19 protein-coding genes are annotated in these 18,038 nt (G+C 37.9%); 8 read left to right on the top strand and 11 right to left on the bottom strand.

Annotation, left to right across the window (positions count from 1 at the left end):
- Positions 1-152: 152 nt before the first annotated feature.
- From Q1A47_RS16290 to paaA, 10 genes are read right to left on the bottom strand one after another with little or no spacing between them, the layout of a single operon-like run.
- Positions 153-1,352: an acetyl-CoA C-acyltransferase gene (locus tag Q1A47_RS16290; RefSeq protein WP_026679785.1), complete on the bottom strand. Its 1,200-nt coding sequence runs from the start codon at positions 1,350-1,352 to the stop codon at positions 153-155.
- Positions 1,353-1,363: 11 nt separating this feature from the next.
- On the bottom strand, positions 1,364-2,218 hold the full coding sequence (locus tag Q1A47_RS16285; protein WP_121604408.1) for a 3-hydroxyacyl-CoA dehydrogenase: 855 nt from the start codon (positions 2,216-2,218) through the stop codon (positions 1,364-1,366).
- A gap of 10 nt (positions 2,219-2,228) precedes the next feature.
- A complete protein-coding gene (locus Q1A47_RS16280; protein ID WP_226983606.1) occupies positions 2,229-3,752 on the bottom strand; it encodes an aldehyde dehydrogenase in 1,524 nt (507 codons plus the stop codon).
- A gap of 17 nt (positions 3,753-3,769) precedes the next feature.
- A complete protein-coding gene (locus Q1A47_RS16275; RefSeq protein ID WP_121604409.1) occupies positions 3,770-4,552 on the bottom strand; it encodes an enoyl-CoA hydratase/isomerase family protein in 783 nt (260 codons plus the stop codon).
- Positions 4,553-4,554: 2 nt separating this feature from the next.
- Positions 4,555-5,328, bottom strand: a complete 774-nt coding sequence (locus tag Q1A47_RS16270; protein WP_121604410.1) for an enoyl-CoA hydratase/isomerase family protein — start codon at positions 5,326-5,328, stop codon at positions 4,555-4,557.
- A complete protein-coding gene (locus tag Q1A47_RS16265) occupies positions 5,318-5,626 on the bottom strand; it encodes an EthD family reductase (protein WP_026679780.1) in 309 nt (102 codons plus the stop codon). Before Q1A47_RS16265 ends, Q1A47_RS16270 begins: the two co-directional genes overlap by 11 nt.
- A gap of 19 nt (positions 5,627-5,645) precedes the next feature.
- Positions 5,646-6,143, bottom strand: a complete 498-nt coding sequence (gene paaD / locus Q1A47_RS16260; RefSeq protein ID WP_051388231.1) for a 1,2-phenylacetyl-CoA epoxidase subunit PaaD — start codon at positions 6,141-6,143, stop codon at positions 5,646-5,648.
- 31 nt (positions 6,144-6,174) lie between these two features.
- On the bottom strand, positions 6,175-7,011 hold the full coding sequence (paaC, locus tag Q1A47_RS16255; RefSeq protein WP_026679778.1) for a 1,2-phenylacetyl-CoA epoxidase subunit PaaC: 837 nt from the start codon (positions 7,009-7,011) through the stop codon (positions 6,175-6,177).
- Positions 6,987-7,346, bottom strand: coding sequence for a 1,2-phenylacetyl-CoA epoxidase subunit PaaB (gene paaB / locus Q1A47_RS16250; protein WP_026679777.1), 360 nt, complete (start codon positions 7,344-7,346; stop codon positions 6,987-6,989). The genes paaC and paaB overlap by 25 nt, the downstream gene beginning before the upstream one ends.
- Before the next feature lie 24 nt (positions 7,347-7,370).
- A complete protein-coding gene (paaA, locus tag Q1A47_RS16245; RefSeq protein WP_026679776.1) occupies positions 7,371-8,348 on the bottom strand; it encodes a 1,2-phenylacetyl-CoA epoxidase subunit PaaA in 978 nt (325 codons plus the stop codon).
- A 241-nt stretch (positions 8,349-8,589) separates the two neighbouring features.
- Here paaA and Q1A47_RS16240 point away from each other — a divergent pair, with 241 nt between their 5' ends.
- Together Q1A47_RS16240 and paaX are read left to right on the top strand one after the other, a co-directional pair.
- Positions 8,590-9,921 (top strand): phenylacetate--CoA ligase family protein, encoded by a 1,332-nt coding sequence (locus tag Q1A47_RS16240; RefSeq protein WP_166530435.1) that lies wholly within the window; start codon positions 8,590-8,592, stop codon positions 9,919-9,921.
- A 425-nt stretch (positions 9,922-10,346) separates the two neighbouring features.
- Positions 10,347-11,186: a phenylacetic acid degradation operon negative regulatory protein PaaX gene (gene paaX / locus Q1A47_RS16235; RefSeq protein ID WP_166530436.1), complete on the top strand. Its 840-nt coding sequence runs from the start codon at positions 10,347-10,349 to the stop codon at positions 11,184-11,186.
- 154 nt (positions 11,187-11,340) lie between these two features.
- Here paaX and Q1A47_RS16230 read toward each other — a convergent pair whose 3' ends face one another.
- The gene (locus tag Q1A47_RS16230) at positions 11,341-11,871 is read right to left on the bottom strand and encodes a gamma carbonic anhydrase family protein (RefSeq protein ID WP_026679773.1); all 531 of its coding nucleotides are present in this window, start codon (positions 11,869-11,871) and stop codon (positions 11,341-11,343) included.
- A gap of 66 nt (positions 11,872-11,937) precedes the next feature.
- Here Q1A47_RS16230 and Q1A47_RS16225 point away from each other — a divergent pair, with 66 nt between their 5' ends.
- From Q1A47_RS16225 to Q1A47_RS16200, 6 genes are all read left to right on the top strand, one after another.
- The gene (locus tag Q1A47_RS16225) at positions 11,938-12,891 is read left to right on the top strand and encodes a nitronate monooxygenase family protein (protein WP_026679772.1); all 954 of its coding nucleotides are present in this window, start codon (positions 11,938-11,940) and stop codon (positions 12,889-12,891) included.
- Between the two features lie 393 nt (positions 12,892-13,284).
- A complete protein-coding gene (locus tag Q1A47_RS16220; RefSeq protein ID WP_166530437.1) occupies positions 13,285-14,286 on the top strand; it encodes an NAD(P)/FAD-dependent oxidoreductase in 1,002 nt (333 codons plus the stop codon).
- Positions 14,287-14,320: 34 nt separating this feature from the next.
- Positions 14,321-15,097, top strand: coding sequence for an enoyl-CoA hydratase-related protein (locus Q1A47_RS16215; protein ID WP_026679770.1), 777 nt, complete (start codon positions 14,321-14,323; stop codon positions 15,095-15,097).
- Positions 15,098-15,598: 501 nt separating this feature from the next.
- Positions 15,599-16,003: a VOC family protein gene (locus tag Q1A47_RS16210; protein ID WP_026679769.1), complete on the top strand. Its 405-nt coding sequence runs from the start codon at positions 15,599-15,601 to the stop codon at positions 16,001-16,003.
- Between the two features lie 13 nt (positions 16,004-16,016).
- Complete coding sequence (locus Q1A47_RS16205) at positions 16,017-16,484, top strand: GNAT family N-acetyltransferase (RefSeq protein ID WP_026679768.1); 468 nt, start codon at positions 16,017-16,019, stop codon at positions 16,482-16,484.
- 208 nt (positions 16,485-16,692) lie between these two features.
- Positions 16,693-17,886, top strand: a complete 1,194-nt coding sequence (locus Q1A47_RS16200; protein WP_026679767.1) for a class I SAM-dependent rRNA methyltransferase — start codon at positions 16,693-16,695, stop codon at positions 17,884-17,886.
- Positions 17,887-18,038: the final 152 nt, after the last annotated feature.

Raw genomic sequence — 18,038 nt, 5'->3', positions numbered from 1 at the left:
CAGTAGCTATTATTCCATAATAGCTACTAGAGAAAGCGTAAATCTGAGCATTTAGTGATAAGGACTGAGCGAATTTTACTCCGTTTTTCTTAATGGTACTAACAATCCGTGGGGAAAACAAAGTCCACAACTGATTGAAGTTTCACTGCATCCTAATCTCTTTTAACAATGATAGATATTCCTTGACCGACACCAATACACATTGTAGCCAAACCGGTTTTACATTGTCTTCTTTTCATTTCATGTACTAAAGAGGTTAAGATTCTCGCTCCACTGGCTCCCAATGGGTGGCCGTAAGCGATGGCTCCCCCATTAACATTTACTTTTTCCTGATCTAATTCTAATGAACGTATACAAGCAAGTGATTGCGCAGCAAATGCTTCATTTAACTCAATTAAATCAAGGTCATCGACAGTCATATTTGCTCTTTTCAATGCTTTCTTAGTAGCTGTAATTGGACCAATTCCCATGATTCTCGGTTCTACACCAGCAACAGCTGAAGTAACATAGGTAGCCATTGGTTCTAATCCTAGCCTATTCGCTGTTTCTCTGTTCATTAACAGGATGGCAGAGGCGCCATCGTTAATTCCAGAAGCATTTCCTGCAGTTACGCTACCATCTGAAAACAAGGGAGGGAGCTTCTTTAGTTTTTCTCTAGAAGTATGCGATCTAGGGTGTTCGTCTATTTCTAAGTTATATACCCCTAATTTTCGATCATGAATAGGTACTGGAGTTATTTCTGCTTGAAGGATCCCATTGTCCATTGCTGATTTAGCTTTCATTTGACTTTGAAGAGCAAATTCGTCCTGTTCTGATCGAGAGATTTCATATAGCTTAGCAACGTTTTCTGCTGTTTCTGGCATAGAATCGGTACCATATTTTTCTTCTAAGGAAGGATTCGTAAATCGCCAACCAATTGTTGTATCTTGGAGAATTTGATCACCACGTTTGAAGTCCTTATCTGATTTTCCCAATACATAGGGAGCTCGTGTCATACTCTCTGTTCCACCTGCAATCATAATATCACCGTGTCCTAATGCAATGGCTCTTGCAGCATAAGTAACAGCATCTAATCCTGACCCACAAAGCCGATTGATCGTAGTTCCGCCAATTTCTGTTGGATAATCGGCCAAGAGGGTAGACATCCGAGCAACATTGCGATTATCTTCACCCGCACCATTTGCATTCCCCATAATGACTTCTTCTACTTTATTAAGTGGTAATGCAGGATTTCGTTCCTTAATGGCTCGTAGGACATGTGCACCTAAGTCATCTGGACGCACCGTTTTTAAAGCGCCATTGTAACGACCGATGGGGGTTCTAACGGCATCAACGATAACAACTTCGTGCATTGTATTTCCTCCTACTCATTGTACTTATATATGCCATGCATTGTTTTTTTTCCTAATCGACCTGCTTTTACAAGCTGTTCTAATAATGGTGCTGGCCGGTACTTTTCTCCTAATGTTTCATGTAAATATTTTAAATTATTGAGACGTGCATCTAGTCCTACCAAGTCGGATAGCTCTAAAGGACCCATTGGATAATTTAGCCCTAGACGAATGGCCTTATCTATATCTTCAGCAGTTGCTACACCTTCTTGAAGCATATGAAATGCTTCATTTCCTACTAATGCACTTATTCTGCTAGTAACAAAACCTGGAAACTCATTAACTTGTACACTTTCCTTTCCCAATTTTTTTGCTACCTCTTGAATAACTTTTACTGTTTGATCGTTTGTCTGAATGCCACGAACTATTTCAACAAGCGGCATTTGTATGGCTGGATTAAAAAAATGCATGACTGCAACCTGTTCTGGTCGATTAGTAAAAGATGCTAGTTCGGTCGGACTAATAGTAGAAGTATTAGATGCAAATATAGTATGCTTCGGAGCAAACGCATCAGCATCTTGCATTAGCATTTTCTTAATATGCTGCTTCTCTGGAACTGCTTCAATAAATAAATCTGTTGTCACAAGGGCTTCTTTTAATTTACTAGTTGTTTCTAAATTAGCTAATACGTTTTTTGCCTGTTTTTCAGTGATTTTTCCCTTTTGAATGCCTTTTTGAGCCGTGGTATTTACATATTTTATGGCGGACTCTAATTGATCTTTAGAAACATCTACTAAAATAGTATGAAAGCCAGCAAGGGCAGAGACATATGCAATGCCTCGGCCCATAACTCCTGCACCAGCGACTGTAATATTCTGGTTAGTCATCTGTATCCTCCTACACACCAAATGGATTTAATGGTTTGGGTCCATAATAAGAGAGTATACTTTTGTCTTCCAAGTAGAGATCTAGTGTTTCGACACAAAGTTCTCTACCAAATCCGGAATGCTTATATCCTCCAAATGGTGTTCCAGGGAATGCTGAAAATGGATTATTTATCATTACAATACCTGCTTCAATTTGGTGGGAGACTCGTGTTGCTCTACCTTGATTAGTAGTCCAAATAGCAGATCCAAGCCCATACTCAGTATCATTTGCTCGTTTAACAACATCTTTTTCATCTGTGAACGTTTCTATGACAACTACCGGTCCGAATATTTCCTCTCGAACTACTTTCATGTCAGGAGTGACATCTGTAATGATGGTCGGCGCATACCAATATCCGTTTTCAAACCCTTCTATTTTCAATGCCTTGCCACCAGTAGCGATTGTCGCACCGTCCTGTATTGCGGATTGCACATACCCATCAATGACTTCCAATTGTTCTTGACTAATGATGGAGCCGAGATGTGTACCTTTATCAAAGGGATCACCAGATTGTAATCTTTCCGTTTTGGCAATAAATTGCTCCATAAATTCATCATAGATAGATTCATGAACGAAGAGTCGAGAGCGTGCTTCGCAGGATTGTCCAGTGTTAAAGAAGATACCAAATAATGAACCTGGTACTGCTGCATTTAAATCTGCGTCTTCGAATACAATATTTGGTGACTTTCCACCAAGCTCAAGCGTTAAACGCTTTAAGGTGCTTGCAGACTTTTTCATAATTTCTTTACCAGTATCGGTCGATCCGGTGAACGCTACCTTGTTGATGTCATTGTGTTCTACAAGATAGTCGCCGATAACTTTACCTGAACCAGGAAGTGTATTAACAACTCCTTCAGGTACTCCAGCTTCGTGGCAAATTTCGTTTAATATAATTGCTGTAATAGGTGTTAAACTAGCAGGCTTTATAATGACAGAACATCCTGCAGCAATTGCGGGCGCTATCTTCCAGGCTGCCATCATCATTGGATAGTTCCACGGTATAATCTGAGCGCAAACACCGATTGGTTCTTTGTGTGTATAATTTAGAAATCCATTAGGCATGTTATTAACGGTTCCGCGATGACCGACAATTGCTCCGGCATAAAATTCAAAGTCTTCGATAGATTGATTTATTTGAACTTGTGCAGCTCCTATCGATTTACCGCTGTTAAGTACTTCCATTTCAACAAGCTCATTGAAGCGCTCCCGCATAATAGTAGCAATTTTATTAAGGACACGAGCACGCTTACCTACAGGGTATTTTCTCCATTTACCGTGATTAAATGATTGCCTTGCTGCTTGTACAGCTCTTTCTGCATCTTCTGTCGTTGCCCTTGCAACTGTGGCTAAAATTTCACCCTTAGCCGGGTTGTATGTTGTGAATGTCTCTTTAGAGCTACTATCAACACGCTCCCCATTTATAATCATTCGGTAGTAATCTCGTTTCATCGGTTTAACCTCTTTTGCTAAATCTGCTACGACAGTACTTGCCATTGTAATCACTCCTTTTATTATTTGCCAACAAATGTTGGCTTGCGTTTCTCTTTGAATGCCTGCAATCCTTCATGATGATCCTTTGACATTCCAGCAATTCGCTGTGCTTGCGCTTCTTTTTCGAGCATGTTATCAAAAGGAAGATTCATGCCATCTAGCATATAGCGTTTAATTAATGAAACGGATTTGGTCGGTAAAGCCGCAAGTTTTTGCGAAAACGCACTAACTTTTTCATCCCATTCAGATGAATCGATTAATTCGGTTGCTAATCCAAGCTGATATGCCTCCTTGCCGGTTATCGGTTTACCAAGTATAGATATTTCTAATGCCTTGGCATATCCAATAAGGCGTGGTAGGATATATAAGAATCCAGAATCTGGTATTAAGCCAATATTGATAAATGCACTTACAAATTTAACATCTGGCTTCACTAATCGGAAATCAGCTGCCAATGCTAAACTCATGCCAGCGCCTGCAGCCGTTCCATTGACAGCTGCAACGATGGGTTTAGAAGTTTTTCTCATAGCTTCCATCATCGGATGATAGCGTTTGCGTAATAGAGTAGCATGATTTGTGTTAGTATCTATGCCAGCTAAGTCTTCTCCTGAACAAAAGGCTTTTCCTGCACCTGTAATGACGATACACCTAACTAAATCGTCCTTTACTGCTAATCGTAGAGCTTTCATAATCTCTAGATTCATGGTTTCTGTAAAAGCATTATAGGCAGAAGGTCGATTCAGTAGAATAGTAGCTATGCCGTTTGATTGGCTGTAGTTAATGGCTTGAAAATTTTCATTCATATTCATTCTCCTTTGAAAGAAGGATTTCGTTTTTCCATAAATGCCTTCATGCCCTCTGTTTGATCCTGTGAAGAGAAAGTAAGATAAAAGTTCTTTCTTTCTAACTTCAACCCTTCCATTAAAGATGTATCCATAGCTTCATATACTGCCTCTTTTATTAACCGAATGGCCAAAGGTGCTTGATTAGAAAGTTGCTCTGCCAGTCGCATTGCTTCCTCTTCAACAATTTCGTTAGCTACTACTTGATTAATGACACCGTGATCGAGTACTTCTTGTGCACGGATCATTTTTCCAAGCCATATCCATTCCAATGCTTTTGCTGTGCCCACTGCTTTTGTTAAAAGTTGGGTTCCACCTGCTCCTGGCATGACGCCCAATGACACTTCTGGAAAACCAAATGTAGCGTTTTCTCCAGCAACTACTAAATCACAATGTAGTGCTAATTCAAACCCTCCACCTAAGGCAAGACCTTCAACAGCTGCAATGATTGGTTTCTTAATTAATCTGATACGATCCCAGTCAGCAAATGGGTTAGACATTTCAAGTGATAGTGGAGAATCATCCAGCATTTCACCAATATCTGCACCTGCTGCAAACGCTTTTTCATTTCCTTTCAAAAGAATAACTCGAACCGAAGAATTATGGTCAAAGTGCTCCAACTGTTCAACAATTTCCTTAACCATTAACCTGTTTAAAGCATTCGCTACATTGGGGCGAAATAGCTGGATGACACCGACCTTATCTATGGTATACGTGTTTATATACTCACTCGTCATCAATTTCCTCACCAATCATTAGTGATACGATGTCACCTGCAAAATTCATAACATCTTTTCCTGATGCCTTTCCCTCTGCTGTTTTCATTGCTTGTTTCAATGCATCATGGTTGTCATAATACATCTCGCATAGTAAATAATAATCAGATTTCCCCATTGGTGAACCTACAATTCTAGTAACCTTCATTTCTCTTAATCCAGGAATCTTTTTTGTTATTGGTGTATGTGTATTGAAATAATGCTCATCAAATGCTTCCTTGTCCTCCGGTTGTTTGTATAACGCAATAAGTTTCACCATATATATACCCCTTTCTAAATTAAGTGATGGTATGATGATCTAATACAGGTTTCATTGCTTCAAATGGATTTTTACAAGCTGCGCAATATAAAATACTACGACACGCAGTAGGTCCAAATACATTCTCCATTGATGTGAATGCAGAACCACAGTATGGACAGTCCACTGTCCACTCATCCCCTGGAATATAATTTTCAGGTGGAGGAGCTATCCCGTGCTTTTTTAACTGTTGCTTGCCATGATTCGTAATGGAGGTGGTCGACCATGTTAATTGAAAGGAGAAAGTAACCTGACAATCCATAACCCAATGAAGCTTTTGGACTGCAGTCTGCACATTTTTTTGGATGAAATCTAAAGCAGGACAGCCTGCAAATGTAGGGACCATCGTAATTGATACTGTACCTCCATCGATAGAAACTTTATGAACCATTCCTAGGTCAACCACGCTAACTGCGGTTAATTCAGGATCATCAACCTTCTTAAGCGTTTCATAGATTTCCTTTTGTTTTAGCTCCATACTCAAGTTGGTCACCTCCTTAAGCAAATGCTTACCATACAGCCTTTTGGTCACTATTATATACTTCACTTAGCGTGCTTAATGCTTGATCTAAATCTGCTGTATGTTCTCCATATCTTCCCCTCGCAGGATGATTATCAACAAAAAGCGAAGATGGTAAGGATAAAGACTGTTCCAGCTCTTTTAGCCACTGCTTTCGAAGGTAATCCTCACCTGCAATTAAATGATGCTTCTCAAGTTCAAATGCTTTTGGACCTAAGCCTATAATATCCGCACAAGCTGGCCAGGCAGCTTCCAATTGAAACTGAACCTTATTTTGTGCTTCCTCTGTCGATCCAAGCAACTGCTTTAACCACATGCGCCAATGTGCTAAATGATATGGCTGCTCCATTAAAACTTTATTAGCAATATCTGCTAGTGGTTGATAGGAACTATTTATAATGGTCTCCAATTTAACTTTCTTCATTGTTTCAAAAAGAAATTGTCTTACTACTGTTAGCGCCCAGTCGTAATAAGGTTCTTGCAAGTATGAACCTTCACCGTTTTTTCTCTCAAAATAGCTGGCATTTCTTCTTTCCACCGCTTGCCGTTCATGTGCTAACTTATCTGCGTTACCTATATCTAAGTCTTCTAGCAAGTGGTAATATAGAGAAGCGTGCCCCATTGTATTTTGGGTAATGGACGAAAGAGCTACATCTTCTTCTATGTGAGGAGCTAAGCCTAGCCATTCAGATCCTCGGAAGGAAATGATAAAATCGTCGTCGGCAAGCTGAAATAGTAATTCAACAAGTGCCTCAAAGTAGGAAGGATTTTGTTTCGCTTCTTTTGCTGTATCTATCCGTTTCACAATTTTTTCACCTCTTTCCACGACATAATTTCTTTCTCATCTAGCATTCCTTGCTCTTTTTCACGCCATTTTTTCCGTAGGTATCCATAGCCTTTTGTTGTACGATATTCCTTGTTATCTAATCGTTTCGTCCATAGTTGCCGCTCCTCACTGGTCATAGAACGAATTTGGCTGCGTGGTACAACCCATACATCAATAACATTTTCTCTGCGCATAAAATTTTCCTGTGCCATATTTAATGCCATTTCATCGTTAGGTGCTAGTAAACTAAATTGATGCTGAATAGGTGATTTTGCATTTTTTTTGCTAAAAACTTCATACTCCTGGTAAAAATTCGATCCATCGTGACTAGTCATATCTGCATGATCCTCCTTTCTTAATTAGGAGACGACAGCTTGAGGAGCTAAAGCTTGTCGAACCCATCGATTATTTTCGTAGGCTATGTCTCTTAATCGTAATCGTTGCTTTGAACAAGGCCCATTATTACTAATGATTTTTTTGAATTCATTCCAATCTGGTTGTTTGTATTCCCAACGTTTATTGGCTTCATCATAATGAATAGTTTCATCTGGTACCGTTAATCCCAAAGAGAAAATTCGAGGTAAGTACTTATCCAAGAAAGCTTGCCTTAGTTCCTCATTAGAACTTTTCCTAATTCGATATTTCGTAGTTATTTCCTGCTTAGAAGAACCAGTTGTTGTTGCTGAAGCTGGCCCAAAAAACATGAGTAATGATGACCACCAACGATCAAGAGCTTCCTGTAACATATCTCTTTGCTTGTTAGATCCTTCTGCAAGAGCCATAATAATAGATTCTCCATGCTGTGCATGGAATACTTCTTCCTGACAAATTCGTTGAAGTGCTCGTTGGTAAGGTCCATATGAGGCGTCTAACATATTTGTTTGTGAAATGATAGCTGCTCCATCTACTAACCAACCGACTATGCCTGCATCTGCCCATGTTTTTGTGGGCATATGGAAAACATTATGAAACTTAAGCTTGCCGTTTAATAAGTCTTGCATGATATTCTCCCTGTTTTTACCATAGGGTTTAATTAAATCCTCAGCTACACGAAGTAATAATTGGCCATGACCCATTTCATCTTGAACCTTAGCCATAATGCCTAGTTTTCTTTTCAAGCTGGGTGCTTTGGGTACCCATTCTTTTTCAGGTAGAGCTCCCATGATTTCGCTAATTCCGTGCATGGATATGAGTTTGATTAATGCATTTCTGTATTCATCTGGCATCCAGTCATCTGCCTCAATTTTTTCTCCTGCCTCTATTCGTTTCATGAAAACAGTATGCTTTTCTGTATCCTTTTCATGATCAGCAGCAGATGCGCCTCCATAAATATACATTTTCTCAACTCCTTATTACTATTAATTAACGCAATTATAATAAAACGTTATATAAATATCAATAGCGAAATATTTTTAAATTTTTGTTAATACAATAAACACCTATGTAATTAGGCTTATGAATGAATTGTTGCTTTTACTACAGCATCACAAATATTGACAGCGCTTTCAATAAAAGATACTTTATATGTAACAATTTTGGTGAATTCGTTTAAAAAATATCATGTGAAAGGGGAATATTATGTCTACTTTTTCAAAAGAAGAACAGTGGAGTCATCTGCAAATGAAGGATTTACAATGGTCTCGACTAAAGAAATCCATTAAACATGCTTATGAAAATGTACCTTTTTACAGAGAAGCTCTGCAACGCATTCCTATTACTCCCGATGACTTTTGTTCATGGCAGCAGTTCCAAGAACTTCCTTTTACGAAAAAACACCATTTACGCGAGAATTATCCGTTCCAGTTGTTAGCGACTCCAGTTAATGAGGTCGTTAGAATCCATGCATCATCTGGTACTAGTGGTAAACCAACTGTCGTTGCATATACAAAAAATGATATTAGCCACTGGGGACATATGGTGGCTCGTGCTATTTATATGGCTGGTGGCCGGAAGGGTGATATTCTACATAATGCTTTTGGCTACGGTCTTTTTACAGGTGGATTAGGTATTCACCATGGATCTGAATATCTAGGATGTGCAACTGTTCCAATTTCCGGAGGGAATACAAATAAGCAAATAGCTATGATCCAAGATTTTAAGCCACGTATTATTTGCTCGACGCCTTCTTATCTATTAAACATTGGTGAGACAATGATAAATCAAGGAATTAATCCAGCAAACACGTCGTTGAAATTGGCAATCCTTGGTGCAGAGCCTTGGTCAGAGAAAATGAGGGATATAATAGAGCAAATGTTTGATCTGGATGCGTTAGACATCTATGGTTTAAGTGAAGTTATGGGACCCGGCATCGCAATGGAGTGTGAATGTAAAGAAGGATTGCATGTTGCCGAGGATCATTTCATTGTAGAGGCTATTAATCCTGAAACGCTAGAGCCTGTACCTGATGGGGAGGATGGAGAATTAGTCTTCACGAGTTTGACGAAGGAAGCCATACCAATTATTCGATATCGGACGGGTGATGTTGCATCATTAAGTAGAGAAAGATGTGCATGTGGTAGGACAACAATTAAAATGAGCCGTGTGAAGGGCAGAATTGATGATATGTTAATTATTAGAGGGGTTAATGTATTTCCATCTGAAATTGAACGTTACATTTGTAGTGCAGAAGAATTGGAGCCACATTATGAAATTCACTTGCTGAAGAAAGGTGCAATGGACCATGTGGAATTGCACGTGGAAGTATGCGAGTTGTTTTATAATTCTTTATCTGAACAATCATTTAATGACCAAAAGTCATTGGAGCTCATTCAAAAAGTTAAAAAGACATTGAAAATGGAACTGCTTGTATCTGTTGATGTTCGTTTGACAAAGCCTAAAACACTTTTACGTTCAGAAGGAAAGGCGAGACGAATTATTGATAAACGTCCGTCGATGTCTGCCACATTATAGTGTATAGAGTGTGCTACAAAATATGAATCGATATAGGAGTATCATCGCACAATCTGAAATATACTCACTTTGCACGGGCACGTACGTAGCTAACTTGGTAAAGAAAGGTGCGTTATCAAGTGAATCTTCGGACTCGTGCTGTTCCCGCTGGATAAGGAAGGCTTCGGCAGCGATACATGGCACGCAGAAAAAGCGTTCTTCTTTTTCAAGGAGGTTCGCATATGTAATGTACTATATTAATTATTCTAATCAAAAAACGGATGATAATTAATTTAAAACAATTATCATTCGTTTTTTATTGGTTCTTATTTACTTTTATCTCAGATTCTTTCTTTTCAAGTTAAGCTATTTCGGCTAGAATAGGAATGGATAACTTGTTCAATGATTTTGAATATATACAATGATTAAGGGAATGGAATTACAAAATGGCAAAATTATTTAATACACGCTCCATGATTTTCACGCTTTATGGTGACTATGTTAGTCAATATGGCAATGTTATTTGGATTGGAAGCTTAATTCGGTTATTGGAAGAATTCGGTCATAATGAACAATCGGTGCGTGCGGCTATTTCTCGTATGAATAAGCAAGGGTGGGTAAAGTCCCAAAAGAATGGAAATAGGAGCTATTACTTTTTAACAGAGAGAGGAAAGGCTCGTATGGATGAAGCTGCTCAACGGATCTATCAAATAGAAGCACCGTCATGGGATGGGCAATGGAGGCTACTTCTTTATACGATTCCAGAAGAAAAGCGCCATCTTAGAGATGAATTGCGGCAAGAATTAGTATGGAGTGGGTTTGGTCTTTTATCTAATAGCTGTTGGATCACACCTAATCCATTAGAACAGCAGGTAAAAGATTTAATAAAAAAATATGATATTGACGCTTATGTTAACTTTTTTCATGGTACATATGAGGGTACAAAGGAAAATAAAGATTTAGTAGAGCAGTGCTGGGATTTGGAAGCAGTGAATGAACGTTATTCACAATTTATTCAAGCATATAGTCAAAAATATATTATTGATAAGAGCAAAATTGAAAAAGGCGAGATGAATGACGGCAACTGTTTTGTGCAACGAACATTACTTGTACACCAATACAGAAAATTTTTATTTATCGACCCTAGTCTACCTAAAGAATTACTACCAGACAATTGGTTAGGTGATTCAGCTGCTTCGCTTTTCACAGATTATTATCAAATCCTTAAAGAACCAGCTACAAGGTTTTTTGAGTCTGTATTTGATTCTGGAGATATTAACGTATAGCGAGTAGGGCTGTCGCAAAAGATAGTATTGCTCTTACAAAACTGGAATATACTCCACTTCCGTGGAAGAAATGATTCCATATCGTCAGGGAAATCGATTCATCGAGTGTCTGTGCTTCCCGAGAGGTTTCGTATATTCCAGCCTATGAAAATATCTATTCAAAAACTTTTTCAAGGACATCTATTTGTTTAAATTCTTGTCCTTTCTGAACATACGTATCAATCGTTTCCTCGATCATATGAATATCCTTATCTGTTAATGTTCTTACAACTTTTCCAGGAGAGCCAAGAACGAGAGAACGAGGAGGGACTACTTTTCCCGATGGGACAAGGCTATTTGCTCCAATAATCGTATATTCTCCTACCTCAGCCCCATCTAATACCGTAGCACCCATTCCCACTAGTACACCTCTTCTTAATGTGCATCCATGAACAATTGCATTATGGCCAATTGATACCTCATCTTCAAGTGTTAATGGAAATTGTTCATACAAGTGGCACATGGTGTTTTCTTGAATATTACAGCGTTTTCCAACCTTAATCGGACCTTCATCTCCACGTAACACAACGTTAAACCATATACTAGACTTTGCTCCAATTTCAACATTTCCAATAATTTTTGCACCATCAGCAATAAAAGCGGTTTCATCTATAGATGGTATAGCATCTTTATAACGGTAGATCATCTATATTCCTCCCTATAAAGTATGTTATAATTCAGTATAACACATTCTATACGGAGGTGGATAAAAGTGAATGACTTAACACGCAAGCTAGGAATTTCCCTTCCTTTCATTCAAGGAGGCATGGGTAACATAAGTCATGCAGCATTGGCTGTTGCTGTGTCTGAGGCAGGAGGGTTGGGAACAATTGGAGCAGGTACTCTTTCGCTTAACTATCTGGAAGATATGATTATCAAAATCCGTAAACAAACCTCTAAGCCATTTGCTATAAATGTACCACTATCAGTACAGAAGAATGTAGATGAGTTAATAAAATTGATTATAGGATACCAAATCCCTGTTGTTTCGTTGTCTGCTGGTAACCCAGCACCCTTTATAACTAAATTAAAGAATGAAAATATTATTGTAATCTGTGTGGTAGCGAACGAAAGGCAAGCTATAAAGGCAGAGGAAGAAGGAGCAGATTTTATTGTGGCAGAGGGTGTTGAAGCTGCTGGGATTAATGCACCGGAAGAGCTTACTACATTTACACTAGTCCCTAAAATATGCGATTCTGTAGCTATTCCAGTTATTGCTGCAGGAGGTATAGGTGATGGAAGGGGAGTGTTGGCTGCAATGAGCTTGGGTGCACAAGGAGTGCAGTTAGGAACAAGACTAATTGCGACAAAGGATGCGAAAGTACATAGTTTATATAAACGCGCGCTCTGTGCCGCTGACTCTGATGGGACGATGATTGTTGGTCGTTCATATGGAAAAATAAGAAGGATCTTAAAGACCCCTTATGGGAAGCATTTGTTAGAGGAAGAAAGGAATAATCCAGATTTAAAAACATACCTAGATCTAACGGATGAAAACCATCATATTTTGGGAGCACTAGAAGGAAAGTTTTTAGAAGGTCATGTGAATGCTGGACAGGTCGCGTCGATTATTAATGATATCCCGACGGTTAAAGAGCTTTTTCAACGAATGATACAAGAGGCACAAACCCTTTATAACCATCAGTTACCATTTGGAAAATCATGAGGTAATCTAAGGACGGAATTTATCTCGTATATAACTGGCAGTAAGCCCCCACTTCAAGTAATAAAGAGAAACCCATATGGGTATAGCGTGGTAGAAATTCTAAGTGACGTCTTTTCTAAACGAATATGATTACAAGAGAGGAGCGGTGCGATTTAAGTAGCCGTTCTTTTTTATCATATTAGCTTTTAAAATTCCGTTGTCTATCCCCAAGGTCCTGAGCTGTTATAAAGAATATTCTCATATTTATATTGACAGTACATGGTGAATTACGTATGCTTTATATAACAAATATTTTGGATTCGTATTTAAAACGTAATACGATATTTAGTTGTTGGTTTGTGCTTTACATGATAATGACTGTGACTGCAATATTAATTGAAAGGGGGAAGGGTAATGTCAGAAGATACGTTGTATGATATTACCATTATTGGAGCAGGGCCAGTAGGTCTTTTCACTGCCTTTTATGCAGGTATGCGAAATGCATCCGTTAAAGTGATTGATAGTTTGCCAGAGGTGGGTGGGCAATTGTCTGCTTTATATCCTGATAAGTATATTTATGATGTCGGTGGATTTCCTAGTGTTAAAGCCCATGAATTGGTTAGGCGGTTATATGAACAAGCATACACTTTTTCACCAACATTTCGTTTAAGTGAAACAGTAGAGCATATCATTCGTTTAGAAGATGGTAGTTTTAAGGTGATAACATCGAAGGATATCCATTATTCTAAGACTATAATTATTACGGCTGGAGCTGGTGCATTTCAACCTAGAAAATTGAAAGTAGAATATGCAAATCTGTATGAGCAAACGTGTCTGCACTATTCAGTCAAAAACCTAGAACAATTTAACGAAAGAAGGGTTTTAATTTGTGGGGGAGGAGATTCTGCTGTAGATTGGGCATTAGCACTGGAATCTATAGCCGAAGAGATAACATTAATACATCGACGACCTTCTTTTCGTGCTCATGAACATAGTGTATCACTTTTAGAAAAATCAAGTGTCAATGTTAAAACACCTTATGAGGTTAAGCAGCTTATTGGTACGGATAAAGCTATAGAAAAAGTCTTAATTCAAGAAGTGAAGGGTGATGAATCATTCGTATATGATGTAGATGATGTGATTGTAAGCTTCGGTTTTGTCACTTCTTTAGGACCTGTTAAAACATGGGGATTAGAACTTCAAAAAAATGCTATTCTTGTTAATTCTAGAATGGAAACAAACATAGCAGGCATTTTTGCAGCAGGCGATGTTTGTACGTACGAGGGAAAAGCCAAATTAATTGCAACAGGCTTTGGTGAAGCACCAATAGCTGTGAATCATGCTAAGAAAATAGCGGATCCCAAAGCCAAATTACATGCAGGACATAGTACCAGTATCTTTGCTACTGCAAAATAACCTATAAATTAGCTTTCGTTATAGGAGGAGGAAGATGGATAAAGTAGTTGTGGAAGAGAAAGGTTCATTAGCAATCATTATACTGAATCGACCAGAAGTATTAAATTGCTTTGATTATGATATGTTACAGCAGTTGGATAAAACGGTACGTAACCTACAACGTAAACAAGACATACATGTAGTTATATTTACAGGTTCAGGTGAAAAAGCATTCAGTGCTGGTGCAGACCTTAAGGAAAGACGAGGGTTATCTGAAGCTGAAGTTAGAAGGAATGTAAATAAGATTCGTAGAGTATTTTTACAAATTGATGAACTGCCACAGACGACCATTGCTGCAATAAACGGACACGCTTTTGGAGGTGGATTTGAACTAGCTTTAGCATGTGATCTTCGAATAGCAGTAAATGATGCAATGCTAGGTCTAACCGAGGTTAGTTGGGGGATTATTCCAGGAGCAGGAGGTACACAGCGGTTAGCTAGACTAGTAGGTCCGGCTAAAGCCAAAGAATTGATTTTGACTGCTCGGAGAATTGAAGCTAAAGTTGCTGAAAGGTGGGGAATAATAAATTCAGTTGTAGAACACGGAGAATTAATGGATCAAGCCAGTTCTTTAGCAGACGAAATTCTTGCTAATGCTCCATTAGCTGTAAATCAGGCGAAGTTCGCTATTGATAAAGGAAGTAATATCGATCTCCATTCCGGATTAGCTATTGAGGCAAATGCTTATGAATCTATTATTCCAACTCAAGATAGGATCGAAGCTTTACTTGCTTTTAAGGAAAAGAGAAAGCCAAAATTTCAGGGAAAGTAAAGTAGAATTCAACACCGGGATTTTCTTTCATTTCCCGTTTCCCCTCTTTGTATAACTAGACTTTGTGGTTTGAGACTTTAGCTTCTAATTCATGGAGATGGCGGAATAACTAACTGGATGCTACGCAGCATTCAGTTTTTTGATATATATTGTACGTTATAAACGAGCCTTTGGTTTTCCTAACTCAAGTAATGCAGTTTTTATCGAGCTGGTTATAGGTAAACAGGGGACTCTTCGCAATTTATCCGCATATAACTGGCAGTAAGCCCCCGACTTCAAGCAATAAAGAGAAACTATAATTGGTAAGAAGGGGGGCGACTGCCAGTAAATGTCCGATTGGTTCAAGGGCCTTTAGGTCATACCCTTGTGGTACTAATCATCCGAGGGGGATAAAAAAACCCCACGAATTGAACTTTATTTGATCGATTAGAAGTATGGAAGAGGTAGAAATCGTAATAGAAAAGATAGATGGTTTTAATGTTTCAGTTAGGAGTGATATTATTGTCAAAGGGATTGCTGCATCATATTGAATTAAATGTATCTGATTTAAAGGAAAGTGTTCAATTCTGGGGATGGTTGTTAGAAGAGTTAGGATACAGTGTTTATCAGAAATGGGATAGGGGTCAAAGCTGGATATTAGCGCATACATACATTGTTTTTGTTCAAACAGATAATAGATTTTTAGAAGATGGATATCATCGGCGTAGGATCGGTCTTAATCATTTAGCATTTCATGGAGAATCGAAAGAGCATATTGATGAAATTACAGAGGAATTAATAGCGAGAGGAGTTGCTATTCTCTATTTAGATAAGCATCCCTATGCTGGAGGTGTCGATCATTATGCGGTTTTCTTTGAGGATCCTGACCGTATTAAAGTAGAAATAGTGGCTAGTAATGGAAATTAAGGAGGAGCATTAGGTGAAGCTAGAGCATTCAAGAGACTATAAATTGCTTGCTAGACTAAATAGAGGTGTTCATGAATTGCATGTTCAGTTATATCCTGAATACTTTAAGCCGTATAATTACGAGAAGATGATTGAGCTATTTCAAACATATATGGAGGATGAAAATAATTATTTTCTAGTATTATTTGATGCAGAAACAGCTAAAGGGTTTATTTTCTATGAAATTGTGACAAAATCAAATACCCCATTTAACAAAGAATATAAATCACTTTATGTGCATCAAATTAGCATTGAAGAAACAGCTAGGAGTAGTGGTTATGGCAAAGCGCTCATGATAGAATTAGAAAATATAGCTTATACATTGAAGGTAGACTGTATAGAACTTGATTATTGGGTAGACAATCATGTGGCCAGAAATTTTTATGAAAAATTAGGTTTTCATAAAAAAAGAGAATTTGTTCGTAAAGATTTAGATACATAGATTGGTGGTTTATTAATGAAAGCTATTGAATTGAAAGGTTATTAGTTGATTAACAAGAGTTGAATCAACATTCCATTGCTTGTGAGTTGGAGAGAATTACAAATGCAATGCTACGATATATCGGTCATACAGATCCCGGTTAATAATTTTCTTTTCCTTTCATAATCTCCGTGCGATAATGAGAAAAAAGGTTAGTTAGGATGAAACGATGACAAATGTAATTGAATTGTATGTAAAGGAAAAATATAGTAAGCAATATATAAATGGATATCCACTTATCGTAAAAGATGCTGTTCGTAATTTAGATGTACTTCATCAGGAAGGGGTGATTATCCATTTATTGGATAAAAATCACCAATTTCTAGCAAAAGGTTACTATGGTATACAAAATAAAGGAATTGGGTGGATATTGACCAATAAATTAAATGAAGACATTAACTTTTCGTTCTTCAAAAAGAAACTACTTTCGGCAATAAATAAAAGAAAAGGTTTCTATCAATCAGATGATACAAATGCGTTTCGCGTTTTTAACGGTGAGGGTGATGGGATTGGTGGAGTTACCATTGATTATTACGCTGGATATTATCTGATTAACTGGTATAGTGAAGGGATTTATGCATTTAAAGAGCATATTGTACGTGTGATAGACGAACTTGGTGACTATCATGGGATATATGAAAAGAAACGGTTCGATAGAAAAGGTAACTATATTGATGATGACGATTTTGTCAAAGGCAACCGTGGAGAATTTCCAATCATCGTAAAGGAAAATGGAATGCATTACGCTGTTTATCTAAACGATGGAGCAATGGTAGGTGTATTCTTAGATCAACGTGATGTGAGAGTCGCTATTCGAGATAAATATGCAAAAAATAAACAGGTGCTAAACACTTTTTCTTATACTGGAGCATTTTCGATAGCCGCAGCATTAGGAGGAGCGGCCAAAACCACGAGTGTAGATCTTGCTAAGAGGAGTAAAGGAAAAACAATCGAGCAATTTAGTGTAAATGGTATTGATTTCGAACAGCAGGATATTATAGTAATGGATGTATTTGACTATTTTAAATATGCTCGAAGAAAGCAACTTAGCTTTGATATGGTTATATTAGACCCACCTAGCTTCGCAAGGTCCAAAAAGCGAACCTTTAGTACTGCTAAAGACTATCCAGCTTTGATAAAGGATACCATCTCTATAACGAACCAACATGGTATTATCGTTGCATCTACAAATAATGCAAGTTTGGGTATGAAAAAATTCAAAGGGTTTATAGACAAAGCATGTAGTGAGATGAACACATCATATAGGATTCTTGAAGAATTTCAGCTACCAGCTGATTTCCAAACAGATAAAAGATTCCCTCAAGGAAATTATTTAAAGGTCTTAATCATACAACTAGGATAAATTTGACTGAATCGCTTCGAAATTTTGTTCGAAGCGATTTTTTATTAACTCCAGTCGCTACATTTTTAATCGGGTGCTTGCGCTTTTGTTCTAAGTTAAGAAAGTATAAAATCAGTGCAATGACTGCGTTAAGCCAAGTAGTTATTTTGAAA

Source organism: uncultured Virgibacillus sp. (assembly GCF_947495635.1).
Taxonomy (GTDB): Bacteria; Bacillota; Bacilli; order Bacillales; family Amphibacillaceae; genus Virgibacillus; species Virgibacillus salarius.
The sequence above is the reverse complement of the archived record's forward strand: the minus strand, read 5'-3'. Positions and strand labels throughout refer to the sequence as shown.